This window comes from Aestuariibacter sp. A3R04, assembly GCF_018860805.1.
Classification (GTDB): Bacteria; Pseudomonadota; Gammaproteobacteria; order Enterobacterales; family Alteromonadaceae; genus Alteromonas.
In genome coordinates this window covers 897630-917839 of the sequence record NZ_JAHKQR010000003.1, presented here as the reverse complement: position 1 = coordinate 917839, position 20210 = coordinate 897630, and the positions used below count along the sequence as shown (strand labels likewise).

The window sequence follows — 20210 nt, the reverse complement described above, 5'->3', positions numbered from 1 at the left end:
AAATTCATTACGCAGGCCAAAACTTTTGGATCGAAGAAAATTGTTTGATGCTTAGGCCTGTCATTTTCTGTCTCTGATCCATGTATGGGTAAAATTGGTATACAACTGGGTCGATTTTACACAGTAGCTACCATGACTATTATTCAGCGTTTTTGTAATTTATACGAAGCACTCCACACCATTTCTCCAGATGATCTCGAAACTATCTATTCCAGTGATGTCACATTCATCGACCCCATAACCACCCATCACGGCATAGCAAACGTGAAAAATTACTTTTCACAACTACTGGCGGAAACAGAGTTTTGCCGCTTTTCCATTTTATCCATTACAGAAGCGGTGTCACACCAATCTGTAAATTACACCGTGACCTGGAACATGTCCTTGGTCCTAAAAGCCCGCAAACATCCTATTGTGTTAGAAGGGGCAACGCTTTTGAAAGTTGACAATGATCGCATTGTTTATCACCGGGACTACTATGACTTAGGCGCGATGGTATACGAAAACATCCCCATTCTTCGCTGGTTGATCTTGAAAATAAAACAGAGGTTAGCATCATGAAAACTATGTTAATTACCGGCGCGACTTCCGGTATTGGACAATCACTTACCATGCATGCTCTTGGAAGGGGTTACCGGGTCATTGCATGCGGCAGAAACGATGCAGCGCTAGCGTCTCTTGCTTCATACCGCAACGTTACCACGGCAAAGTTTGACCTCACTAACCGCAAAGAAACCTATCAAGCTCTGGCAGACCTCAATTTCGACATAGCGGTATTAAATGCAGGTAACTGTGAATACGTTGACGTTGACGCGTTCGATGCAGACCTGTTCAGACGCGTTTTTGAAATCAATTTTTTTGGTATCGTTCACAGTGTAGAAGCGCTGCTTCCCCATCTCCGCAGCGGTAACCAACTGGTTATCGTTGACAGTATGGTACGGCTTTTCCCCTTTACCCAGTCTCAGGCGTATGGTGCCAGTAAAGCAGCCGTTCATTATTTCACGAAAAGTCTGGAAGTGGATTTAGCCCACAAAGGTATCACCGTACAGGCTGTCTCTCCCGGCTTTGTCCAAACTCCCTTAACAGACAAAAACACCTTCGACATGCCAATGAAAATTTCAGCAGATGAAGCAGCAAAGTCTATGCTTAGGGGAATTGAGAAAAAGCAAAGCAACGTATTTTTCCCTATGAAATTTGGGTGGATCATGCGGGTGTTAAGCATCCTGCCAACCGGACTTCAAAAGTGGCTATCATTAAAAATGCGAAACCAGCAGTAAGGAAAAAACATGCAACGTAACATTGCAATTATTGGTACGGGGATCTCTGGCCTCACCTGTGGTTACTTGCTGAGCAAGGAGCACAATATTACCCTTTTTGAAGCCAACGATTACATTGGTGGACACACAGCAACTAAGCGCGTTGAAGTGAAAGGTCAGTCTTACGACGTGGACACGGGGTTTATTGTTTTTAATGACTGGACATATCCCAATTTTATTAAATTAATGGACATTCTGGGCGTGAGAAAACAGCCTACCGAAATGAGCTTTTCGGTGCGCAGCGAAAAAACAGGCCTAGAATACAACGGCAATAACCTAAACACCTTATTTGCTCAACGTCGCAATCTCCTCAGGCCTTCCTTCTGGCGGCTGGTAAGGGATATCCTTACTTTTAACAAAGCCTGTAAAGCCAGAGCAGCTGAAGCCCGAGACGAAGATTTTGACATGACTTTATTTGAGTACATCGAGTCACTTGGCTTAAGTGATACCTTCGCCAATTACTATATTCTACCGATGTGCGCTGCCATCTGGTCTGCCAGTCTTGAACAAACCAAGCGCTTTCCGCTGGCTTTTTTTCTACAATTTTTTGAAAACCATGGCTTATTAAGCGTGAGTAACCGCCCCCAATGGTACACATTGATAGGCGGCTCACACAGCTACATTCCCCCTATCACCAAAGGTTTTAAAGACCGTATTTTATTGTCGACGCCGGTTAAACAGGTATACCGGCAAAACGGAAAATGGCAGGTTGAAACTGAGCGCAAAGGTTTGACTGAGTTCGACGATGTTATATTTGCTTGCCATTCTGACCAAGCGTTGGCCATGCTAGCCTCGCCTACGACTGAACAACAAGCCATTCTTAGTGCCATTCCCTATGCGGGCAATGATGTGGTGTTGCACCTCGATACCACCCAGCTACCTGAGCGCAAACTGGCGTGGGCTAGCTGGAACTACAGATTAAAAGAAACGCCGGGGGAAAGCCTAGCGCCAGCTGCCGTAACCTACAACATGAACATTTTGCAGCGATTCGAGAACACGCCTGTGACATTTTGCGTCACGCTAAACAATACTGACGCCATTAACCCGACACGCGTACTTAGCAAATACCAGTACGCTCACCCGCAGTACAGTGCAAACATGGTAGCGGCACAACGCCGTCGACAGGAAATCTGCGGGGTGAGCAATGTACATTTCTGTGGCGCATACTGGTATAACGGTTTTCATGAAGATGGTGTGCGCAGTGCTCTGGATGTCTGTAAACGCTTTGGAGCCGTCTTATGAGTAAGCTCGAAAGCGCCTTGTATTACGGTCGGGTATTTCACCAACGATACTTGCCTGTTCAACACAAATTCAGCTACGACATTTATTTATTTTGGCTAAAGCTGTCCGAAATCCCTCAGTTGGAAGCATCGCTTTCCCGCTTTTCCGTCAATAAAGCCAACTATGTGTCGTTCAGACCAAAAGATTATTTGAACAACCCGGCACTCCCTCTTAACGAGGCAGTGATAAATAAAATGTCAGAACTTCATGGTGCTCCACTTCACGGAGAGATCTTTCTTTTGGGGCAGGTTCGCACGTTGGGAATTTACTTCTCACCAGTAAACTTTTTCTTTTTACGCACGGCTGAAGGGGCGTTCACCCATATGCTTGCTGAAGTGAGTAACACCCCTTGGAACGAGCGGCATTATTACCTGGTTGATCTCGCCGTGCAGGCAGATACTGCTAAAGCCTTTCACGTGTCGCCCTTCAATCCCATGGAAATGACTTATAAGTGGCATATCAAAATGCCTTGTGACAGTTTCACCATGACGCTGGATTGCCACCGCGAAAACAAAGAATTTCGCGCTGGGCTAAACATGAAAAGAATTTCATTAACCAACCGAAATCTCAACCGTATGTTAAAACGTATTCCTAGCATGACCATAAAAACAGTGGTCGGAATATACTGGCAAGCGTTAATACTATTCGTAAAACGCACGCCTGTATACGGTCATCCTAAAAGTCAGGGAAATCAGTAATGTCGCACGGTGAAACCACGTTTATTTTTAAGCACGGGGGCAACGCAATAGATCGCGCGTGTCGAAGTGCTTTTCTCAATGTTTTGGCCATGTTACCGGAAGGACACATGGTGATAAAAGAAAACGGCGCCCCCGTAGGAGAACTCGGTACTCCCGGACACCCATTAAGGGCGGATATCAACATCGTGGATATCAAAGCGTACCGTGCATTATTATTCGGCGGTAGTGTAGCAGCAGGCGAAACCTACACCAATGGTTTGTGGACCACCAGTGATTTAACTTCCGTCATTAGAATCTTTGCCAGAAATCTTCCCATGCTCGACAAGTGGGAAGAGAAGTTTCGCTGGCTACTCCTCCCCCTTCACAAATTGCAGCACTTTTTACGCAGAAATACAAAGAGTCAGGCCAAAAAGAATATCGAGGCTCATTATGATTTAGGAAATAAGCTCTACACGCGGTTTCTCGACCAAACCATGATGTATTCCTCTGCCATTTACCCTGATCCAAATGCTTCCTTGTCTGATGCTCAAACCCACAAGCTCAAAACCATTTGCGACAAACTTCAACTGACTGAACACGATCACCTCATTGAAATTGGTACCGGTTGGGGAGGCCTGGCCGTTTTTGCCGCCAAACACTACGGTTGTCGCGTTACCACAACAACTATTTCTGAAGAGCAGTTTGCTTACGCCGAGGCTTGGATCAAACGTGAAAACCTTGATGATCGGGTGACACTGTTGAAACAAGACTACCGATCATTGGAAGGTGAATACGACAAACTAGTATCGATAGAAATGATAGAAGCCGTTGGTAAACGTTATCTCGGCCAGTTTTTTACAAAATGTGCTTCACTGCTAAAACCCGACGGCCTCATGTTATTGCAATCCATAACTATTGATGATCGCCGCTTTGACACCTACAGCAACAGCGTGGATTTTATTCAAAAATACATTTTCCCTGGTGGTTTCCTTCCCTCGCAGTTAGTGATCAACGACTACCTCAAACGGTTCAGTGATTTGTCAATTCGCGACTTGCAGGATATTGGACTCGACTACGCAAAAACCTTGGATGACTGGTATAAAGCCTTCGTGAATGCCCGTGAACCACTCTTGCAAGACGGTTACGACGAGCATTTCATTCGCATGTGGACATACTACCTGAAGTATTGTGAAGGAGGCTTCCTTGAGCGTACGATTTCCACTGTTCAGTTAGTACTTAGCAAGCCTCACTTCAATGCTCCAATTGGTCGAGGGTGAGACTCACTACTGTTTTGGAAAGGTAAAAGCACAGCGCTAGTCATCTAACACTGATACTGGGTTAGAATATAAGGGTTTGCCCTGATTAATGTTAATTTCTACCCGGCGATTTCTCGCTCGATCGGCGGGTGTGTCTGCGTTTTCAACTAAGGGACGGGTATCTGCCAGCCCAACCACTGACATTCGCGATTCATCGAAACCCGGCGCCGTACGAACTTCCTCAGCTACTGCCACTGCTCGCTGAGCAGAAAGATCCCAGTTCGAGCGGTAAAGTTCATTAGCAATATGTTGGCCGTCACTGTGTCCGGATATTTCAATTTCTCCAGGCATATCCGCTAGCAGCGCGCCTATTTTTTGTAAAATAGGTTTAAACTGAGGTTGCAGGAAGGCTGAGCCTGCTGAGAAGGAACCATTTTCCCGGATGCGAATAGTAAGCTGCTGCCCGAGGGATTCCATCTCAATTGAACCATCTGCAATTTCTTTTTGTAGTTGTTCTGCCACTTTTTTCATCATTTCGTTGTCTTGTTCCTTATCGGAACTTTGCTGTGACGAAGATGCTGAATCAGAAGCGGTTTGTTGGGCTTGCCCACCCCGTAGATCACCTCGTTGTTTTTGTCTGCCACCGGACGAATCTTCATCACCAGCCTGAAACTCGAGCATTTGTTGAGTCATTTCAATTGTTTGTTGTTGAATGGTTTCAATAGGCGTCGGTTCAGGTCGCCCCGGACGAAACTCCATGGCAATAACGCTGGTACCCTTGGGAATATCCTTCACTTCTATTTTATTTTGCACACCAAATGCAAACTTCATAGAACCGGCAATTTGCTTAAATTTCAACACATCCATTTCTGAAAATGCCAGTAACAGAACGAAGAAGCACATCAGCAACGACATCAAATCGGCAAAGGTGCCCATCCACGCAGGCAAGCCCTCTGGTGGACACTTGGGACATTCCTGATCAGCCATGCTGATTACTCCTCATCTACCCCTCCGCGCTTACTCGCCGCGAGATAATTCTTTAATATTCCTTCGATAACTTTGGGATTCTGACCATCTGCGATTCCCACAATACCATCTAATACCAGCGACTGATTCAGCTTTTCCTCTTCCTTTCTGTTGACCAACTTAGCAGCAATGGGAAGACATATAACGTTGGCGAGAAACGCACCGTATAAGGTAGTTAACAAAGCCACAGCCATGGCTGGCCCTATCGCTTTAGGATCATCCATGTTCGACAACATGGCAACCAAACCAATCAGCGTGCCTATCATTCCCATGGCAGGCGCTACATCACCCAACCCTTTGAAAATTGAGGCTCCAAATTCATGGCGCTCCGTGGTCATGACAATATCTTTATTGAGTGTTTCTCTCACCACTTCAATATCATGACCATCCACCAGCATATCTACACCTTTTTGCATAAACGGGTTTTCTATCTCCGCTTCTTCCAGCGCCAGAAAGCCCCCTTTCCTCGCTGCATCTGCCATTTCAACAATTTTTTCAATCAGCACGTCTGGTGAATCGATTTTAAACATGAATGCTTTACCAGCCACTTTTCCTGCACCGAAAAATTGACCAAGCGTAAATTGAGACATTACGACAAATAACGAACCGCAAAATACAATCAGAACTGACGGGACGTCCATAAACATACTCAGGTCGCCGCCCAGAATCATGGCCATTACGATAAAACCAATCCCACCGAGCATGCCAATGACTGTTGCTAAATCCACTTATTGCTCCTCACAGAAAATCCTTACACCGAAACTCAACTGAGCCGTACTGAATGAATGGATGCCCCCTGTCGTACGGAGAATGGCACCGTTACGTATTCTATCGGCTGACTTTTTCAATTCTATAATCAAATTGTAAGAATACCAGCCACACAAATGATTTATACGTATAGTTAATAAAACCAAACAGATACATCCTTACTACTCAATAGTCTGTCAGACAAAGCAATTGACCCCGCGCATCCCCTCAGTTAATGTGCGCGGTATTCTCGAAAACAAACAACAGGTAATTGATGTGAGTAACGATAAGACCCCATCACCCACTTCCTTTGAAGCCTCTCTTTCAGAACTTGAAGCCATCGTGAAAGAAATGGAATCTGGCGAGTTACCGCTCAATGAGGCATTGGAAAAATTTGAACGAGGTATTGCGTTATCACGTCAAAGTCAGCAAGTACTGGCTCAGGCTGAACAGAAAGTTCGCATTTTGCTTCAGGAACAAGGGCAGGAAACCCTGCGTGATCTTTCTGAAGATAGTGAACTGAAATAACACCAGTCCCTTCACAAGCCTCCTTTTACAGGTACACAATGACAAATTTTGATGCCCTTCGTCAGCAAGTAAAACAGCGAACTGATGACGGTCTTTTACATTACGTAACCAGCCTGCCTGATCATGCCCCAACGTTAAAAAGTGCCATGGCGTATGCATTAACCGCAGGAGGGAAACGCATGCGACCGCTACTGGTTAATCTCATTGGCAACGCGCTTGACATCCCACAACAAGATCAGCTCGCAATAAGCATGGCCATAGAGTGTATACACGCGTACTCATTAGCACACGATGACTTACCAGCCATGGACGATGACGATTTACGTCGCGGCCAACCAACGTGCCACGTGAAATTTGATGAAGCAACGGCAATTTTAGCCGGCGATGCTTTGCAGACTATGGCCTTTTCTATTCTGGTTGATTTACCCATGAGTGAATACGCAGACAAACACCGTGCAAAACTGGTGAGTATTCTAGCCCGAGCATCAGGCTACCTCGGTATGTGTGGCGGACAAGCTATTGACTTAGCCGCCACAGGTACAGTTATTTCTCCTGAAGCCCTAACGACTTTACATACCCTGAAAACAGGTGCTTTGCTTAAGGCTTGTGCAGAGATGATCACGCAGGTCAGTGATGGCCTTCCAGCGAAACATCGCCAAGCGTGGATAGATTATGCCAGTTACATCGGGCTAGCATTTCAAATCCAGGATGACATACTGGATGTGGAAGGTGACGCTGAAATCATTGGAAAACCCCAAGGCTCCGACGTAGCGCAGGGAAAAAGTACATTCCCTGCACTTCTGGGTATGGACGAAGCTAAGTTTGTGTTAAGCCAACTTCACGACAGCGCGCTTCAAGCTTTAGCGAGTTTGCCTTACAATACCGACACTTTGTCAGCGTTTACTGAGCTAATGGTCAAACGCACATTCTGAGTATGACCCACTCAACACTATAAATGAAATAAGAACAATGAGTTTAGACATATCGCACTATCCCACCCTGGCCCAGGCCTTAACGCCGGAAGCCTTGAGACTTCTGCCACAAGAGAAGCTTAAGGCGCTGTCTGACGAGCTCAGGCAATACCTGCTTACCTCTGTAAGTCAGACAAGCGGGCATTTTGCTTCCGGCCTGGGCACGGTAGAGCTAACGGTGGCTCTGCATTACGTTTACAACACTCCATTTGACCGTCTTATCTGGGATGTGGGCCATCAGGCTTATCCCCATAAAATTCTCACGGGGCGCGCTGAGCGCATGTCGACAATCAGACAAAAGAACGGTCTGCACCCATTTCCGTGGCCGCCGGAGAGTGAATACGACACCTTTGCCGTTGGCCACTCATCCACCTCCATCAGCGCAGCTCTTGGTATGGCTGTTGCTGCTGAAAAGGAAGGCAAAGACAGAAAAGTCGTCGCCGTTATCGGTGATGGTGCAATGACTGCTGGTATGGCGTTTGAAGCCCTTAACCATGCGGGAGATATCAAAAAAGACATGGTCGTGGTGCTCAACGACAATGAAATGTCCATTTCGGAAAACGTAGGAGCGCTAAACAGTCACTTAGCCCGGCTCCTCACGGGTAATTTTTTCAACAAAATCCGCGATGGCGGAAAGAAACTTCTGAGTAATGTTCCTCCTATCAAGGAGTTTGCCAGTCGAGCAGAAGAACATATCAAAGGCATGGTGGTACCCGGCACCATTTTCGAAGAATTGGGCTTCAATTACATCGGTCCTATTGACGGCCATGACGTAGACGGCGTTGTCGACACACTGCGTAATATGCGTCAGTTTTCTGGCCCACATATACTTCACGTAGTCACGCGCAAAGGAAAGGGTTACCCCCAGGCAGAAAAAGATCCCATCAAGTTTCACGCCGTACCTAAATTCAATCCAGCAGAACACGCCTTGCCGAAGAGCAAACCTTCGGCCCCTACGTTTTCGGCCATTTTCGGCCAATGGTTGTGCGACATGGCCATGGCGGATCCAAAGTTGATGGCAATTACTCCCGCAATGCGTGAAGGCTCGGGAATGGTTGCTTTCTCACAACAATTTCCAGAACAGTATTTCGACGCTGCTATTGCCGAACAGCACGCTGTAACCTTTGGTGCCGGTTTGGCTAAGGAAGGCTACAATGCTGTTGTTGCAATTTATTCCACCTTCCTGCAACGGGCTTATGATCAACTCATTCACGATGTTGCATTGCAAGATCTGCCAGTGTTATTTGCTATCGACCGCGCTGGAATTGTAGGTGCAGATGGTCCTACCCATCAAGGGGCATTCGATATAGCATTTTTGCGTTGTATTCCCAATATGATCATTATGACACCTGCAGACGAAAACGAATGTCGTCAAATGCTGTATACCGGTCACAAAGCGCAAAAACCGGCTGCCGTGCGTTATCCCCGCGGTGCCGGAAAGGGCGTTGTGCCGGAAAAACAAATGATGGGTATTCCACTTGGCAAGTCACGTACATTAAGAGAAGGCAAGGCACTGGCCATTTTGAACTTCGGCACATTATTACCCTTCGCGGAAGAAGCTGCAGAAGCCCTTGATGCAACGTTAATAGATATGCGTTTTGTAAAGCCCCTTGACACTGATGCTATCGACAACGTGGCAACGTCACACAAAGGCATTGTGACTGTGGAGGACGGCTGTAAAATGGGTGGAGCAGGTTCCGCCGTAAGTGAGTACCTGCAGGCGTCGCGAGCCCTCGTTCACACGCTGCACATAGGGCTGCCTGACGCGTTCGTGTTGCAGGGTACGCAGCAAGAAATGTATGAAGAACTCCACCTTGACGGCAAGGGTATTATTGACCAGATAAAAGCTTTTTTCGAAATGTAAAAGGCAAAATCACCATTTAAACTAGCCGCAAAAAAAACGGTATTACTATACCGTTTTTTTGCGGGAGTGAGGCCAACAGGGCGACCTGTCAAAAAACAGCTAAAAACAACAGAACGTGCAAGCATGCACACGCCATCATACCAGCCACTATGTCATCGAGCATAATACCTGCACCACCCTGCAAGGTTTTGTCGATAGGACCAATGGGCCAGGGCTTGAGAATATCAAACACCCGAAACAACACGAAGCCTGCTACAAGTGAAGAAAAAGACAAGGGTACAAATATAAAGGTGATGAGTATACCGGCTACTTCGTCCCATACAATGGAACCGTGATCGTGAACCCCCATGTCTTCGGCTGTCTTACCACACAAATAAATACCGACAACACTCGCCACCAATGTAAGCACAATATAGGTCACATCCCCAAACAACGCGCATAACACCACAAGCGGCATCGCAGCCGCCGACCCAAAAGTGCCAGGCATTAGCGGGATCAGGCCGGAGCCAAAACCCAGTGCGCAAAAATGTACTGGGTTTCGCAAACTTACTTTAGCACGGTACTCAGGCTGCATTAAAATTCGTGCTCGTAACCCACTTTGTCGCTCAGGACGTAAGGGTCATCATAAAGTTTTAAATCAACCTTGCCCTTGTGCCCAGTGACCTGACCAATACACGTAGCTTTAACTCCTGTGCTTGCCAGCGATGTTTCCAGGTTACCCCGTTGTTCTTCGTTGACTGTAAAAATGAGTTCGTAGTCATCACCGGCGGTTAACGCATAACGGTATGCATCCTGAGCCCCCACGGTGGAAAACAGTGCCGAGGAAACCGGTAATCTGTCGACATGAACGGTTGCACCGCACGAAGAAAGAGCAAGAATATGATTGAGATCTGCCAGCAAGCCGTCAGAAACATCAATGCACGATGAGGCAATTCTTCGCAAAGCGGTTCCAACGGCGACTCTTGGGGTTGGATACAAGTGGCGTTTAACCAGATAAGCTTCATCATTTTCTTTCGCCGACAACTCACCTTTTAACAAGGCGAGTCCGGCTCCGGCGTCACCCGTTGTGCCCGTGACATAAATCCAGTCACCGGGTTTGGCTGTACTGCGCTTTAATGCCACATCCGGGGGAATAAATCCCTGGGCGGTAATTGTCATGGCCAGAGGTCCGCGAACAGTGTCACCACCTATGAGCTGTACTGAATAGTAGCGGGTTAACTCATACAAACCTTTTACGAATTCTTCGAGCCATGCCTCGTCTACTTCTGACATCGACAAAGACAAAGAAATCCACGCTGGTTCTGCTCCCATGGCAGCAAGATCACTTAAGTTCACAGCAACGGCCTTGTACGCCACTGAGCGAGCAGGCGAATCTCTAAGAAAATGCACACCGGACACCAGAGTGTCTGTTGTGATGGCGAGTTGCTGATTGGAGGGAACCGATGTCACGGCGCAATCGTCGCCAATCCCGATAATGACATCTTTCCTTTGGTGGCCGCCATCAGCAAAGTAACGGCCAATTAAATCAAATTCTTTCACATTATACCGATTGATCAGTGTCGTCGTGTAGTTGCAGATAAATCCGCAACGGGATCGATGTTAACGCTCGTGCTGACGAAGGGTTTTAACCGCTTTGTCGAGAGAGCCGTTAATGAACTTGTGACTTTCTTCCGCTCCGAACGATTTAGCCAACTCTATCGCTTCGTTAATGATCACGCGGTAAGGCACGTCCATGCGCTGTGTTAATTCATAGGTTGCTATCCGCAGAATCGCTTTCTCGATAGGATCAAGCTCTTCCGGGAGCCTTCCCAGATACGGCTTGATCTTTACATCCAGTTCACTAACCTGCTCAGCTACACCGCGCAGTAAAGCTTGGAAGTACACCATATCCACTTTTTGCATGTCGTTACTTGTCGCCAGCATTAACTCTACCTGAGCAATGTCGTTCTGACTCATTTGCCAGGCGTAAACCCCCTGGACAGCAAGCTCTCGTGCTTTATGACGTGCCGATACTTTCACATAGCCCCCGGATCAGAGATCGTTAAGTGCGGCAACAACGTTCACCATTTCCAGCGCGCCCAGCGCAGCTTCTGCACCTTTGTTGCCAGCTTTGGTACCTGAACGCTCGATAGCTTGTTCAATGGAATCGGTAGTAATGACACCAAAGGAAACAGGAATGCCGAATTCTAATGATACTTGAGCTAACCCCTTATTACACTCGCCGGCAACGAAGTCAAAATGCGGCGTACCGCCTCGGATGACAGCGCCTAAGGCAATAATGGCATCAAACTGCCCTTTCTCAGCAAGCTTTTTCGCCACAACGGGTAATTCATAAGCACCGGGTACACGTACCAGGGTAATGTCGTTATCGCTCACTTCGCCGTGGCGCTCAAGCGTATCAAGGGCGCCCTCTAACAAGCTCTCTACCACAAAGCTGTTAAAACGCGACACCACAATGGCGAATTTTTTACCTGTCGCCCGAATATTACCTTCAATGACTTGCATGGATATATGCCCCTATGAAAAAACGGCGCGCAGTATAGCACAAATGCGCGCAAACAAAATTGCTTGTTTAACAACTAAACACGTCGCTAATGGTGAATGTATTCCACTACTTCAAGCCCAAAGCCAGACAACGCGTGATATTTAACGGGTTTACTCAGCAGCCGCATTTTCTTCACCCCCATAGAGGCCAGAATTTGACTGCCTACACCTACAGTTCGGGATGAGCCCGTCCAAGTCTTGCCTTCCGGTTGTTCGCCCCGATCTTCAGCGGCGAATCGCCTAACCTGGCTTTCAATGTCTTCTTCTTTGCCTAATACAACCAGCACACCGCCTTCTTCTGCAATGCGTTTCATGCCATCAGGTAGGGTCATTGTTCTGTTGATAGCTCTGGTTGAACCGAGAAGATCACTCAACGTATTGTGTAAATGTACCCTTACCAGCGTAGGCGTATCTTCCGAGATTTCACCTTTTTTCAGCGCAAAATGAATCTGGTTATCAATAACATCTTTAAATGTGTGTAACTCAAAGTCACCGAACTCGGTAGGCAGTTGACACTGTGCCACTTTTTCAATAGTGGTTTCATTGAGGTTACGGTATTCAATAAGATCGGCAATAGTGCCAATTTTCAAATCGTGCTTTTTAGCAAACGCTTCCAATTCTGCCCGTCTAGCCATAGAGCCGTCTTCGTTGAGCACTTCGACAATCACTGCGGCGGGTTCCGCTCCTGCCAATCTGGCCAGATCCACTCCAGCTTCTGTATGACCCGCTCGATTCAATACACCACCTTCTTTGGCGATGAGCGGAAAAATGTGACCTGGCTGAACAATATCTGCAGCCACGGCGTCGGCTTTTACAGCTGCCAAAATCGTAGTCGCTCTGTCTGCAGCCGAAATACCAGTAGTAACGCCTTTGGCAGCTTCAATAGAAACGGTGAAATTGGTGGAAAACTGAGCGCCGTTTTTGTCGACCATAAGAGGCAAATTCAGCCGTTTACAGCGCTCTTGGGTCATTGGCAAACACACCAATCCTCTGGCATGGGTGACCATAAAGTTGATGGCCTCCGGCGTAACATGCTCCGCCGCCATGATGATATCGCCTTCGTTCTCACGATCTTCGTCATCCATGAGGATAACCATTTTACCCTGACGGATGTCGTCTATAAGTTCTTGCGTTGTGTTGAATGCCATAGTGTCACTTCTGTAGGGTTTACTTCTTTAAAAAGCCATGTTCAGCAAGAAAAGCCATGCTGATATCTGACTGACTATTTGGCTCCGCCGCTTTGTCTCCCAACATCAAACGCTCTAGGTAACGCGCTACCACGTCAACTTCGAGATTGACTTTGCTGCCCGGCCTATAGGTACCGATAACGGTTTCCTGTAACGTATGCGGAATAATCCAAAGCATAAACGCGGCACCGTCCACGTCGTTAACGGTGAGACTGACGCCATCCACCGTAATGCTGCCTTTGTGCGCAATATACTTAGCCAACTGAGTGGGGGCTTTAATCCAGATTTCAACGTAATCGGCGTGTTTATTAATCCGCGAGACTTCCCCTACTCCGTCTACATGGCCAGACACAATATGCCCTCCGAAGCGATCGGTGGGGCGCATGGCTTTTTCGAGATTCACCCTGCTACCCGCTTGGTAATGGGCAAAGCCCGTATATCGGATGGTTTCCGCCGACACATCAGCACAGTAATAGTCTTTGCCAAAGGCCGTCACCGTTAAGCACACGCCGTTAGTTGCAATACTGTCCCCCAGTGCAACATCAGACATATCCAGTTTTTCTGAAGCAACCGTTAACCTGATATCCTCACCGCGATTCTCCAGCGAGCGAATAGTACCCAACGCCTGAATAATGCCCGTAAACATAGTAACAACCTCGTAGTTTAAGTCTTTGACACCGTGTAAGTCATTTTCACATCGTCGCCAACCTGACGAAGATCTGTCAGTGACAGGGACGGTGCACTTTCTAACCGTGTATAATCCGGCAATGTCATCATGCTTCTTCCTTTGTCACCCAGCATTCTGGCAGCCTGATACACAATGAGTTCATCAACCTCACCGGCTTGTAACATTGCCCCTGCCAGCTCAGGTCCGGCCTCTACCCACACTTCGTTAAATTGTGCTTGCCCCAATTTGACACACAACGCGTTTAAATCGATATGTCCGTTTTTCATCGCAACCGACATCACCGGCGTACTGGAGTCCGGGCCCTGAAGTTGACCTGTCACTCTGATGGTCGCCTCCGAATCATTGAAAAGCGCAAGGTCCGATGGCAACCGGTTATGGCTATCCAGCACAAGTCGAACAGGTTGCCGGATGGCGTCAAGGGGGTAGTCAGTAAACCTGGCTTCTTCAGCTCGTACCAGTAAACTGGGATTATCGGCTAGCGCGGTGCCACTACCGGTGAGAATGGCGCAACTTTGGGCCCGATGCTGTTGAACATCCCGCCTGGCTTGAGCCCCTGTAATCCATTGACTGACTCCGTTGCGCAAGGCAATTTTGCCGTCTATACTCGTTGCCAGCTTCACTGTAACCCACGGTTTACCCGCCACCATGCGTTTAATGAATCCGCGATTTAGTCGGGACGCTTCTGCAGCCATTACATCGGTAATAACTTCGATACCCGCTTGCTCTAAACCTCTGATTCCCCGTCCGCTAACCTGGGGATTGGGATCCGTCATGGCTACCACTACTCGACGGACTTTCGCAGCGACCAGTGCCTCAGCACAAGGCGGCGTGCGCCCGTGATGACTACAAGGCTCGAGGGTAACGTAAGCTGTGGCCCCTTGAGCTCTGGCACCTGCTTCACGCAATGCATGAACTTCAGCGTGAGGCGTACCGGCCTGAACATGAAAACCCTGACCAACAATGTTGTTGTGTTTATCTACGATAATACATCCCACGCGGGGATTAGGCGACGTGGTATATTGCCCGCGTTTTGCCAGTTTCAGTGCCGCGGCCATCCACTCGTAATCTTCTACATTAGCAGGTCGCGGTGAATAAGAAGGGTTCATAATTGCTCGTTAGTCTCCCAGTCGCGCAATTTCCTCGCCAAACTCCCGAATGTCCTCAAAAGAACGATACACAGAGGCGAACCTTACATACGCCACCTTGTCGAGGTCTTTCAATGCATTCATGATGAGATTTCCCAAAAACTCACTGGATACCTCGCGTTCACCTGTCGCTCTTAGCGCAGACTTCAACGAGAGGATAACCTCTTCCACACGCTCGGTGCTCACCGGGCGCTTTTCCAGTGCCCGTTGCAATCCCGCGCGCAATTTATCTTCATTGAAGGGTTCCCGAGAACCATCCCGCTTGATCACCCGGGGCATAACCAGCTCAGCACTTTCAAATGTGGTAAAGCGCTCATGACAAATTACACACTCTCTTCTGCGGCGCACTTGGTGACCTTCTGCAACGAGACGGGAATCAATGACTTTAGTTTCCTGGGCGGAACAAAACGGGCAAAACATAAGATGTCCTATGACAACAAAGCCGTCAGGTAGCGTTTGCTACACCAACGGCATCTGTAACTTTCTTTTAGTATTCGGGCTTAGCCGTAAACCGGGAACCGCTCACACAATGCAACGACTTCTCTTTGCACGCGTTCAACGACACTTTCGTCGCCCATATTGTCCAAAATATCACAAATCCAGGTGGCAACCTGTTTCGCCTGCTCTTCTTCGAAGCCACGGCGCGTAATTGCAGGGGAACCAATGCGTAAACCACTGGTGACAAACGGTGAGCGGGGGTCTTTGGGCACTGAGTTTTTATTCACGGTGATGTTCGCTCGGCCCAGCGCCGCGTCAGCATCTTTACCTGTGATATCTTTATCAATCAGGTCAAGCAGGAACAAGTGATTCTCGGTGCCTCCGGATACCACTTTGTATCCACGCGCCTGCACAACAGCAACCATGGCCTTGGCATTTTTAACAACCTGCTGTTGATAAGCTTTAAATTCGGGCTGTAGCGCTTCCTTGAATGCCACGGCCTTTCCAGCGATAACGTGACACAAGGGTCCGCCTTGGTTTCCAGGAAAAACTGAGCTGTTCAATTTTTTGTAAATTGTTTCATCACCACAAGACGACAAAATAAGTCCACTTCTTGGGCCAGCCAGAGTCTTGTGCGTGGTAGTCGTTACCACGTGGGCGTGTGGAAGCGGGTTAGGATAAACACCTGCAGCAACAAGCCCTGCAACGTGTGCCATATCCACCAGCAGGTATGCGCCTACTTTATCGGCAATCTTCCGAAAGCGCGCCCAATCGACAACTTTAGAATAAGCAGAAAAACCGCCAATGATCATTTTAGGTTTGTGCTCAAGCGCCAGAGCTTCCACCTGATCATAATCGATTTCGCCCGTTTCTTCGTCCAACCCATACTGAATGGCATGGTAGGTTTTACCGGAGAAATTAACGTGGGACCCATGAGTTAGGTGACCGCCTTCTGACAGGCTCATGCCCAATACAGTATCACCAGCGTCTAACAGGGCCATAAAAGCAGCCGCATTCGCTTGTGAGCCCGAGTGAGGCTGAACGTTAGCGTATTGGGCTCCAAACAGTTCTTTTGCGCGATCGATGGCCAGTTGCTCAACCACGTCCACGTGCTCGCAACCACCGTAATAACGCTTACCCGGATAACCTTCAGCATACTTATTTGTCAACTGGGAACCCTGCGCTTCCATTACGCGGGGGCTGCAATAGTTTTCAGATGCAATCAATTCAATATGGTGTTCCTGACGTGCGTTTTCTTTGGCCATGGCATCTGCCAGTTCAGGGTCAAAATCGGCAATCGTCATTTCGCGAGGTAACATGGAGGCTCCTTACACTGCGTTGGGGGATAGCTATAACTAAAAGAAGGCATATTCTAGCCATTTTCGACTACATGTATACCGCTTTATGCCTTGTGACAACAGATCGGAGCTGGGAAAACATGTTTTTATCCCCAAACCCCGTTTGCACTCAGCGATTCATCCCAGCTATCGAAAAAATTATATTTCTTACACTATTGTTGCTTTTCCAATAACTTCACTCGGTTAAACAAGTCATCAATTTGCTTGGTGCGAATTGTCACTTTACGCCAGTCGCGATTCTTCATTGCAGGTTGCCCTGACGAATACAGCCCCGACTCGGTGATGTCCTGTACAATCATGGTATACCCGGTAACCTGAACGTTGTCGCATATGGAGATGTGACCATTGATGCCGCAGCCGCCGCCAATAATGACGTATTTACCGATGCTACAGCTACCAGCGATACCTGTGGCTCCGCAAATACACGAATGATCGCCAATAATACAATTATGTCCAACCTGTACCTGATTATCGATAATCACATTTTTTCCGATAACGGTGTCTTCAATGGCTCCCCGGTCTACAGTACTCGACGCGCCGATTTGTGTGTCATCTCCTATTATCACACTGCCGGTTTGCGGAATAGGTAGCCAGGTCCCCTTGTCATTAGCATAACCAAAACCAGCCGCACCAATAACAGTCTGACTGTGAATGGTTACTCTCTTTCCTACCGCAATATCGTGGTATATCGTTACGTTAGGGTATATTGTGGAACCCTGTCCAATTCTAGTTCCTTTGCCTATAACACTGTTAGCGCCAATACTGACGTTGTCGCCTAACACCACGTTATCCTCTATGATCACATTGTGACCAATAGAGACGTCGGCACCAATTGATGCCGACGCTGCCACCACTGCACTATCTGCAATGCCTTCTGCCACCGGCGGTGTGTTGTCAAAAAGTTGCGCTACCCGGGCAAATGCCGCATGGGGATTGTCGTGGATAAGTGCAGGGACGGGACTCGCAGGAGCCGTCTTTTCATTTAAAATAACTGCGCCTGCTGATGTGGTTTCTAACTGGGATTTGTACTTGATATTGGTCAGAAATGAAATCTCATGACCTTTTGCGCCGGCCAGTGTGCCCACACCGCTCACCTTAACACTGCCATCACCACTTACTGTGCCACCCGTATGTTCGGCCAGTTCTGACAGGGTAAAGAAACGTCTGGAATGTGCTGTCATGGTTGAACCTGTAAATTAAAAAAATCTCATGGGCTAATGCTACTGTAAATTCCTCTTGTAGTCCTGACCCTTGTCACTAAAAACTGTTAATTTGACACGACAACGATGATTTTTGCAGCGAAAAAACAAATTCTCTGTGCACTTCCCTAGCCAGTTCATGGGAAAAGCGCGTAAAATACCTGGGTTACTTTTCATTTTATCAGGACATTACAACGCTTATGTCACAATACGTCTATTCCATGCATCGGGTGGGGAAAATCGTACCGCCCAACAGACACATATTAAAAGATATCTCTTTGAGCTTCTTCCCCGGCGCCAAAATTGGTGTACTGGGTTTAAACGGTGCCGGTAAATCGACTCTGCTGCGCATTATGGCCGGTGTAGATACCGACATTGAGGGTGAAGCACGCCCACAACCCGGGCTGAAAATTGGCTATTTGCCTCAAGAACCCAAGCTGGACGAAACGAAAGATGTGCGTGGCAACATCGAAGAAGCCGTTGCCGATGTTAAACACGCACTAACCCGCCTTGACGAAGTATATGCGGCCTACGCGGAAGCTGATGCTGACTTCGACGCACTGGCCAAAGAGCAAGGTGAGCTGGAAGCGATCATTCAGGCTAAAGACGGTCACAATTTAGACAACGCCCTTGAACGTGCCGCCGATGCCCTGCGTTTGCCACCGTGGGACGCCAATGTCTCCACATTGTCTGGAGGTGAACGCCGTCGTGTTGCCCTGTGTCGTTTATTGTTAGAAAAGCCAGAAATGCTTTTGCTCGACGAACCTACCAACCACCTCGACGCTGAATCCGTAGCCTGGTTAGAGCGCTTCCTCCACGATTACGAAGGGACTGTTGTCGCCATTACCCACGACAGGTACTTCCTCGATAATGTAGCTGGCTGGATTTTAGAACTCGACCGCGGACAAGGTATTCCATGGGAAGGCAACTATTCTTCGTGGCTGGAGCAGAAAGAAAAACGCCTGGAGCAAGAAGAACGCGCAGAAAATGCCCGTGTCAAATCAATGAAACAGGAACTGGAATGGGTTCGCTCAAACCCTAAAGGTCGTCAGGCCAAATCCAAGGCTCGTATGAACCGCTTTGAGGAAATGTCCACTTCTGACTATCAAAAGCGCAACGAGACCAACGAACTCTTCATTCCACCCGGCGAACGTTTGGGTGATAAGGTCGTAGACGTTGAGCACCTCAGTAAATCCTACGGCGATCGCGTACTTATCGACGACTTGAGTTTCTCAGTTCCCAAAGGTGCTATCGTTGGTATTATCGGTCCTAATGGCGCGGGTAAATCCACGCTCTTTCGAATGCTCTCCGGTCAGGAAACACCAGACAAAGGTGCTATCGATATTGGCGATACTGTGCACATAGCCAGTGTTGAGCAATTCCGTGACCACATGAATGAAAACAATACCGTGTGGAAAGAAATTTCGGATGAACAGGACATCATTCGTATTGGCAACTTCGAAATTAATAGCCGCGCCTATTGCAGTCGATTCAATTTCAGAGGCACGGATCAGCAAAAATTCATTAAAGATCTGTCCGGCGGTGAACGCAACCGTGTTCACCTCGCCAAACTGTTAAAGGCTGGCGGGAATATGCTGCTCCTTGACGAACCGACCAACGACCTTGACGTTGAAACACTGCGAGCACTGGAAAATGCGCTGCTGGAATTTCCCGGTTGTGCCATGGTAATTTCTCACGATCGCTGGTTTCTCGACCGTGTGGCTACCCATATCTTGGATTACCGTGACGAAGGAAAAATTAATTTCTTCGAAGGAAACTATTCTGAATATGCTGCATGGTTGAAAACCACATTTGGTCAAGATGTAGTAGAGCCACACCGTTTGAAATACAAAAAGATGTCTAAATAGCAAGAATATAAAACCCCGCGCTCGCGGGGTTTTTCTTATCGTGAAGAAATAATGGCAGAACTAAGACACATTTTTTGCAACTGTAAGTTGACCTAGGGCTTTTACCTGCACTAATAA

The 20210-nt window shown here is 47.7% G+C and carries 21 protein-coding genes; 9 read left to right on the top strand and 12 right to left on the bottom strand.

From position 1 onward, the window contains the following. Nucleotides 1–132: 132 nt before the first annotated feature. The 5 genes from KO518_RS08760 to KO518_RS08740 are packed head-to-tail and all read left to right on the top strand — an operon-like array spanning nt 133 to nt 4551. Nucleotides 133–561: a nuclear transport factor 2 family protein gene (locus KO518_RS08760; protein WP_216025431.1), complete on the top strand. Its 429-nt coding sequence runs from the start codon at nt 133–135 to the stop codon at nt 559–561. Beyond that, entirely contained in the window at nt 558–1277 is a 720-nt protein-coding gene (locus KO518_RS08755; protein ID WP_216025430.1) for an SDR family NAD(P)-dependent oxidoreductase, read from the top strand. The genes KO518_RS08760 and KO518_RS08755 overlap by 4 nt, the downstream gene beginning before the upstream one ends. 9 nt (nt 1278–1286) lie before the next feature. Next, the gene (locus KO518_RS08750; RefSeq protein ID WP_216025429.1) at nt 1287–2558 is read left to right on the top strand and encodes an NAD(P)/FAD-dependent oxidoreductase; all 1272 of its coding nucleotides are present in this window, start codon (nt 1287–1289) and stop codon (nt 2556–2558) included. Continuing rightward, entirely contained in the window at nt 2555–3295 is a 741-nt protein-coding gene (locus tag KO518_RS08745; RefSeq protein WP_216025428.1) for a DUF1365 domain-containing protein, read from the top strand. The genes KO518_RS08750 and KO518_RS08745 overlap by 4 nt, the downstream gene beginning before the upstream one ends. After that, entirely contained in the window at nt 3295–4551 is a 1257-nt protein-coding gene (locus KO518_RS08740; protein ID WP_216025427.1) for a cyclopropane-fatty-acyl-phospholipid synthase family protein, read from the top strand. Before KO518_RS08745 ends, KO518_RS08740 begins: the two co-directional genes overlap by 1 nt. Nucleotides 4552–4587: 36 nt before the next feature. Here KO518_RS08740 and KO518_RS08735 read toward each other — a convergent pair whose 3' ends face one another. Next, on the bottom strand, nt 4588–5517 hold the full coding sequence (locus KO518_RS08735; RefSeq protein WP_216025426.1) for a flagellar motor protein MotB: 930 nt from the start codon (nt 5515–5517) through the stop codon (nt 4588–4590). A gap of 5 nt (nt 5518–5522) precedes the next feature. Then, complete coding sequence (gene pomA / locus KO518_RS08730) at nt 5523–6284, bottom strand: flagellar motor protein PomA (RefSeq protein ID WP_216025425.1); 762 nt, start codon at nt 6282–6284, stop codon at nt 5523–5525. Nucleotides 6285–6579: 295 nt separating this feature from the next. On the opposite strand from pomA, the gene xseB reads away from it, so the two are divergent. The 3 genes from xseB to dxs are packed head-to-tail and all read left to right on the top strand — an operon-like array spanning nt 6580 to nt 9666. After that, entirely contained in the window at nt 6580–6831 is a 252-nt protein-coding gene (gene xseB / locus KO518_RS08725; RefSeq protein ID WP_216025424.1) for an exodeoxyribonuclease VII small subunit, read from the top strand. A 38-nt stretch (nt 6832–6869) separates the two neighbouring features. Continuing rightward, nucleotides 6870–7763: a farnesyl diphosphate synthase gene (locus tag KO518_RS08720; protein ID WP_216025423.1), complete on the top strand. Its 894-nt coding sequence runs from the start codon at nt 6870–6872 to the stop codon at nt 7761–7763. A 37-nt stretch (nt 7764–7800) separates the two neighbouring features. After that, the gene (gene dxs, locus KO518_RS08715) at nt 7801–9666 is read left to right on the top strand and encodes a 1-deoxy-D-xylulose-5-phosphate synthase (protein ID WP_216025422.1); all 1866 of its coding nucleotides are present in this window, start codon (nt 7801–7803) and stop codon (nt 9664–9666) included. Nucleotides 9667–9754: 88 nt separating this feature from the next. On the opposite strand, the gene KO518_RS08710 is transcribed toward dxs, so the two are convergent. The 10 genes from KO518_RS08710 to lpxD all read right to left on the bottom strand — a co-directional run bounded on the left by KO518_RS08710 (nt 9755) and on the right by lpxD (nt 18207). Beyond that, a complete protein-coding gene (locus KO518_RS08710) occupies nt 9755–10240 on the bottom strand; it encodes a phosphatidylglycerophosphatase A (RefSeq protein ID WP_216025421.1) in 486 nt (161 codons plus the stop codon). After that, nucleotides 10240–11205, bottom strand: a complete 966-nt coding sequence (gene thiL, locus KO518_RS08705; RefSeq protein ID WP_216025420.1) for a thiamine-phosphate kinase — start codon at nt 11203–11205, stop codon at nt 10240–10242. Before thiL ends, KO518_RS08710 begins: the two co-directional genes overlap by 1 nt. A gap of 60 nt (nt 11206–11265) precedes the next feature. Further along, complete coding sequence (gene nusB / locus KO518_RS08700; protein WP_216025419.1) at nt 11266–11685, bottom strand: transcription antitermination factor NusB; 420 nt, start codon at nt 11683–11685, stop codon at nt 11266–11268. A 12-nt stretch (nt 11686–11697) separates the two neighbouring features. Next, nucleotides 11698–12171 carry a 6,7-dimethyl-8-ribityllumazine synthase gene (gene ribE / locus KO518_RS08695; protein WP_216025418.1) on the bottom strand — a complete coding sequence of 158 codons (474 nt, stop codon included), beginning with the start codon at nt 12169–12171 and terminating at the stop codon, nt 11698–11700. Nucleotides 12172–12257: 86 nt separating this feature from the next. Further along, entirely contained in the window at nt 12258–13358 is a 1101-nt protein-coding gene (ribBA, locus tag KO518_RS08690) for a bifunctional 3,4-dihydroxy-2-butanone-4-phosphate synthase/GTP cyclohydrolase II (RefSeq protein ID WP_216025417.1), read from the bottom strand. 19 nt (nt 13359–13377) lie between these two features. Next, entirely contained in the window at nt 13378–14043 is a 666-nt protein-coding gene (locus tag KO518_RS08685; RefSeq protein ID WP_216025416.1) for a riboflavin synthase, read from the bottom strand. 17 nt (nt 14044–14060) lie between these two features. Continuing rightward, nucleotides 14061–15191 (bottom strand): bifunctional diaminohydroxyphosphoribosylaminopyrimidine deaminase/5-amino-6-(5-phosphoribosylamino)uracil reductase RibD, encoded by a 1131-nt coding sequence (gene ribD, locus KO518_RS08680; protein WP_216025415.1) that lies wholly within the window; start codon nt 15189–15191, stop codon nt 14061–14063. Between the two features lie 9 nt (nt 15192–15200). Then, a complete protein-coding gene (gene nrdR / locus KO518_RS08675; RefSeq protein ID WP_216025414.1) occupies nt 15201–15650 on the bottom strand; it encodes a transcriptional regulator NrdR in 450 nt (149 codons plus the stop codon). An 80-nt stretch (nt 15651–15730) separates the two neighbouring features. Next, nucleotides 15731–16987, bottom strand: a complete 1257-nt coding sequence (glyA, locus tag KO518_RS08670) for a serine hydroxymethyltransferase (RefSeq protein WP_216025413.1) — start codon at nt 16985–16987, stop codon at nt 15731–15733. Between the two features lie 191 nt (nt 16988–17178). Beyond that, nucleotides 17179–18207 (bottom strand): UDP-3-O-(3-hydroxymyristoyl)glucosamine N-acyltransferase, encoded by a 1029-nt coding sequence (gene lpxD / locus KO518_RS08665; RefSeq protein WP_216025412.1) that lies wholly within the window; start codon nt 18205–18207, stop codon nt 17179–17181. A gap of 218 nt (nt 18208–18425) precedes the next feature. On the opposite strand from lpxD, the gene ettA reads away from it, so the two are divergent. Further along, nucleotides 18426–20093: an energy-dependent translational throttle protein EttA gene (gene ettA, locus KO518_RS08660; protein WP_216025411.1), complete on the top strand. Its 1668-nt coding sequence runs from the start codon at nt 18426–18428 to the stop codon at nt 20091–20093. The last annotated feature ends 117 nt before the right edge of the window (nt 20094–20210 follow it).

Bases quoted from the DNA above. Each gene is read 5' to 3' on its own strand.
- KO518_RS08760 (WP_216025431.1), top strand. From the start codon at position 133: ATGACTATTATTCAGCGTTTTTGTAATTTATACGAAGCACTCCACACC.
- KO518_RS08755 (WP_216025430.1), top strand. From the start codon at position 558: ATGAAAACTATGTTAATTACCGGCGCGACTTCCGGTATTGGACAATCA.
- KO518_RS08750 (WP_216025429.1), top strand. From the start codon at position 1,287: ATGCAACGTAACATTGCAATTATTGGTACGGGGATCTCTGGCCTCACC.
- KO518_RS08745 (WP_216025428.1), top strand. From the start codon at position 2,555: ATGAGTAAGCTCGAAAGCGCCTTGTATTACGGTCGGGTATTTCACCAA.
- KO518_RS08740 (WP_216025427.1), top strand. From the start codon at position 3,295: ATGTCGCACGGTGAAACCACGTTTATTTTTAAGCACGGGGGCAACGCA.
- KO518_RS08735 (WP_216025426.1), bottom strand. From the start codon at position 5,517: ATGGCTGATCAGGAATGTCCCAAGTGTCCACCAGAGGGCTTGCCTGCG.
- KO518_RS08720 (WP_216025423.1), top strand. From the start codon at position 6,870: ATGACAAATTTTGATGCCCTTCGTCAGCAAGTAAAACAGCGAACTGAT.
- dxs (WP_216025422.1), top strand. From the start codon at position 7,801: ATGAGTTTAGACATATCGCACTATCCCACCCTGGCCCAGGCCTTAACG.
- KO518_RS08710 (WP_216025421.1), bottom strand. From the start codon at position 10,240: ATGCAGCCTGAGTACCGTGCTAAAGTAAGTTTGCGAAACCCAGTACAT.
- ribE (WP_216025418.1), bottom strand. From the start codon at position 12,171: ATGCAAGTCATTGAAGGTAATATTCGGGCGACAGGTAAAAAATTCGCC.
- ribBA (WP_216025417.1), bottom strand. From the start codon at position 13,358: ATGGCATTCAACACAACGCAAGAACTTATAGACGACATCCGTCAGGGT.
- KO518_RS08685 (WP_216025416.1), bottom strand. From the start codon at position 14,043: ATGTTTACGGGCATTATTCAGGCGTTGGGTACTATTCGCTCGCTGGAG.
- ribD (WP_216025415.1), bottom strand. From the start codon at position 15,191: ATGAACCCTTCTTATTCACCGCGACCTGCTAATGTAGAAGATTACGAG.
- nrdR (WP_216025414.1), bottom strand. From the start codon at position 15,650: ATGTTTTGCCCGTTTTGTTCCGCCCAGGAAACTAAAGTCATTGATTCC.
- glyA (WP_216025413.1), bottom strand. From the start codon at position 16,987: ATGTTACCTCGCGAAATGACGATTGCCGATTTTGACCCTGAACTGGCA.
- lpxD (WP_216025412.1), bottom strand. From the start codon at position 18,207: ATGACAGCACATTCCAGACGTTTCTTTACCCTGTCAGAACTGGCCGAA.
- ettA (WP_216025411.1), top strand. From the start codon at position 18,426: ATGTCACAATACGTCTATTCCATGCATCGGGTGGGGAAAATCGTACCG.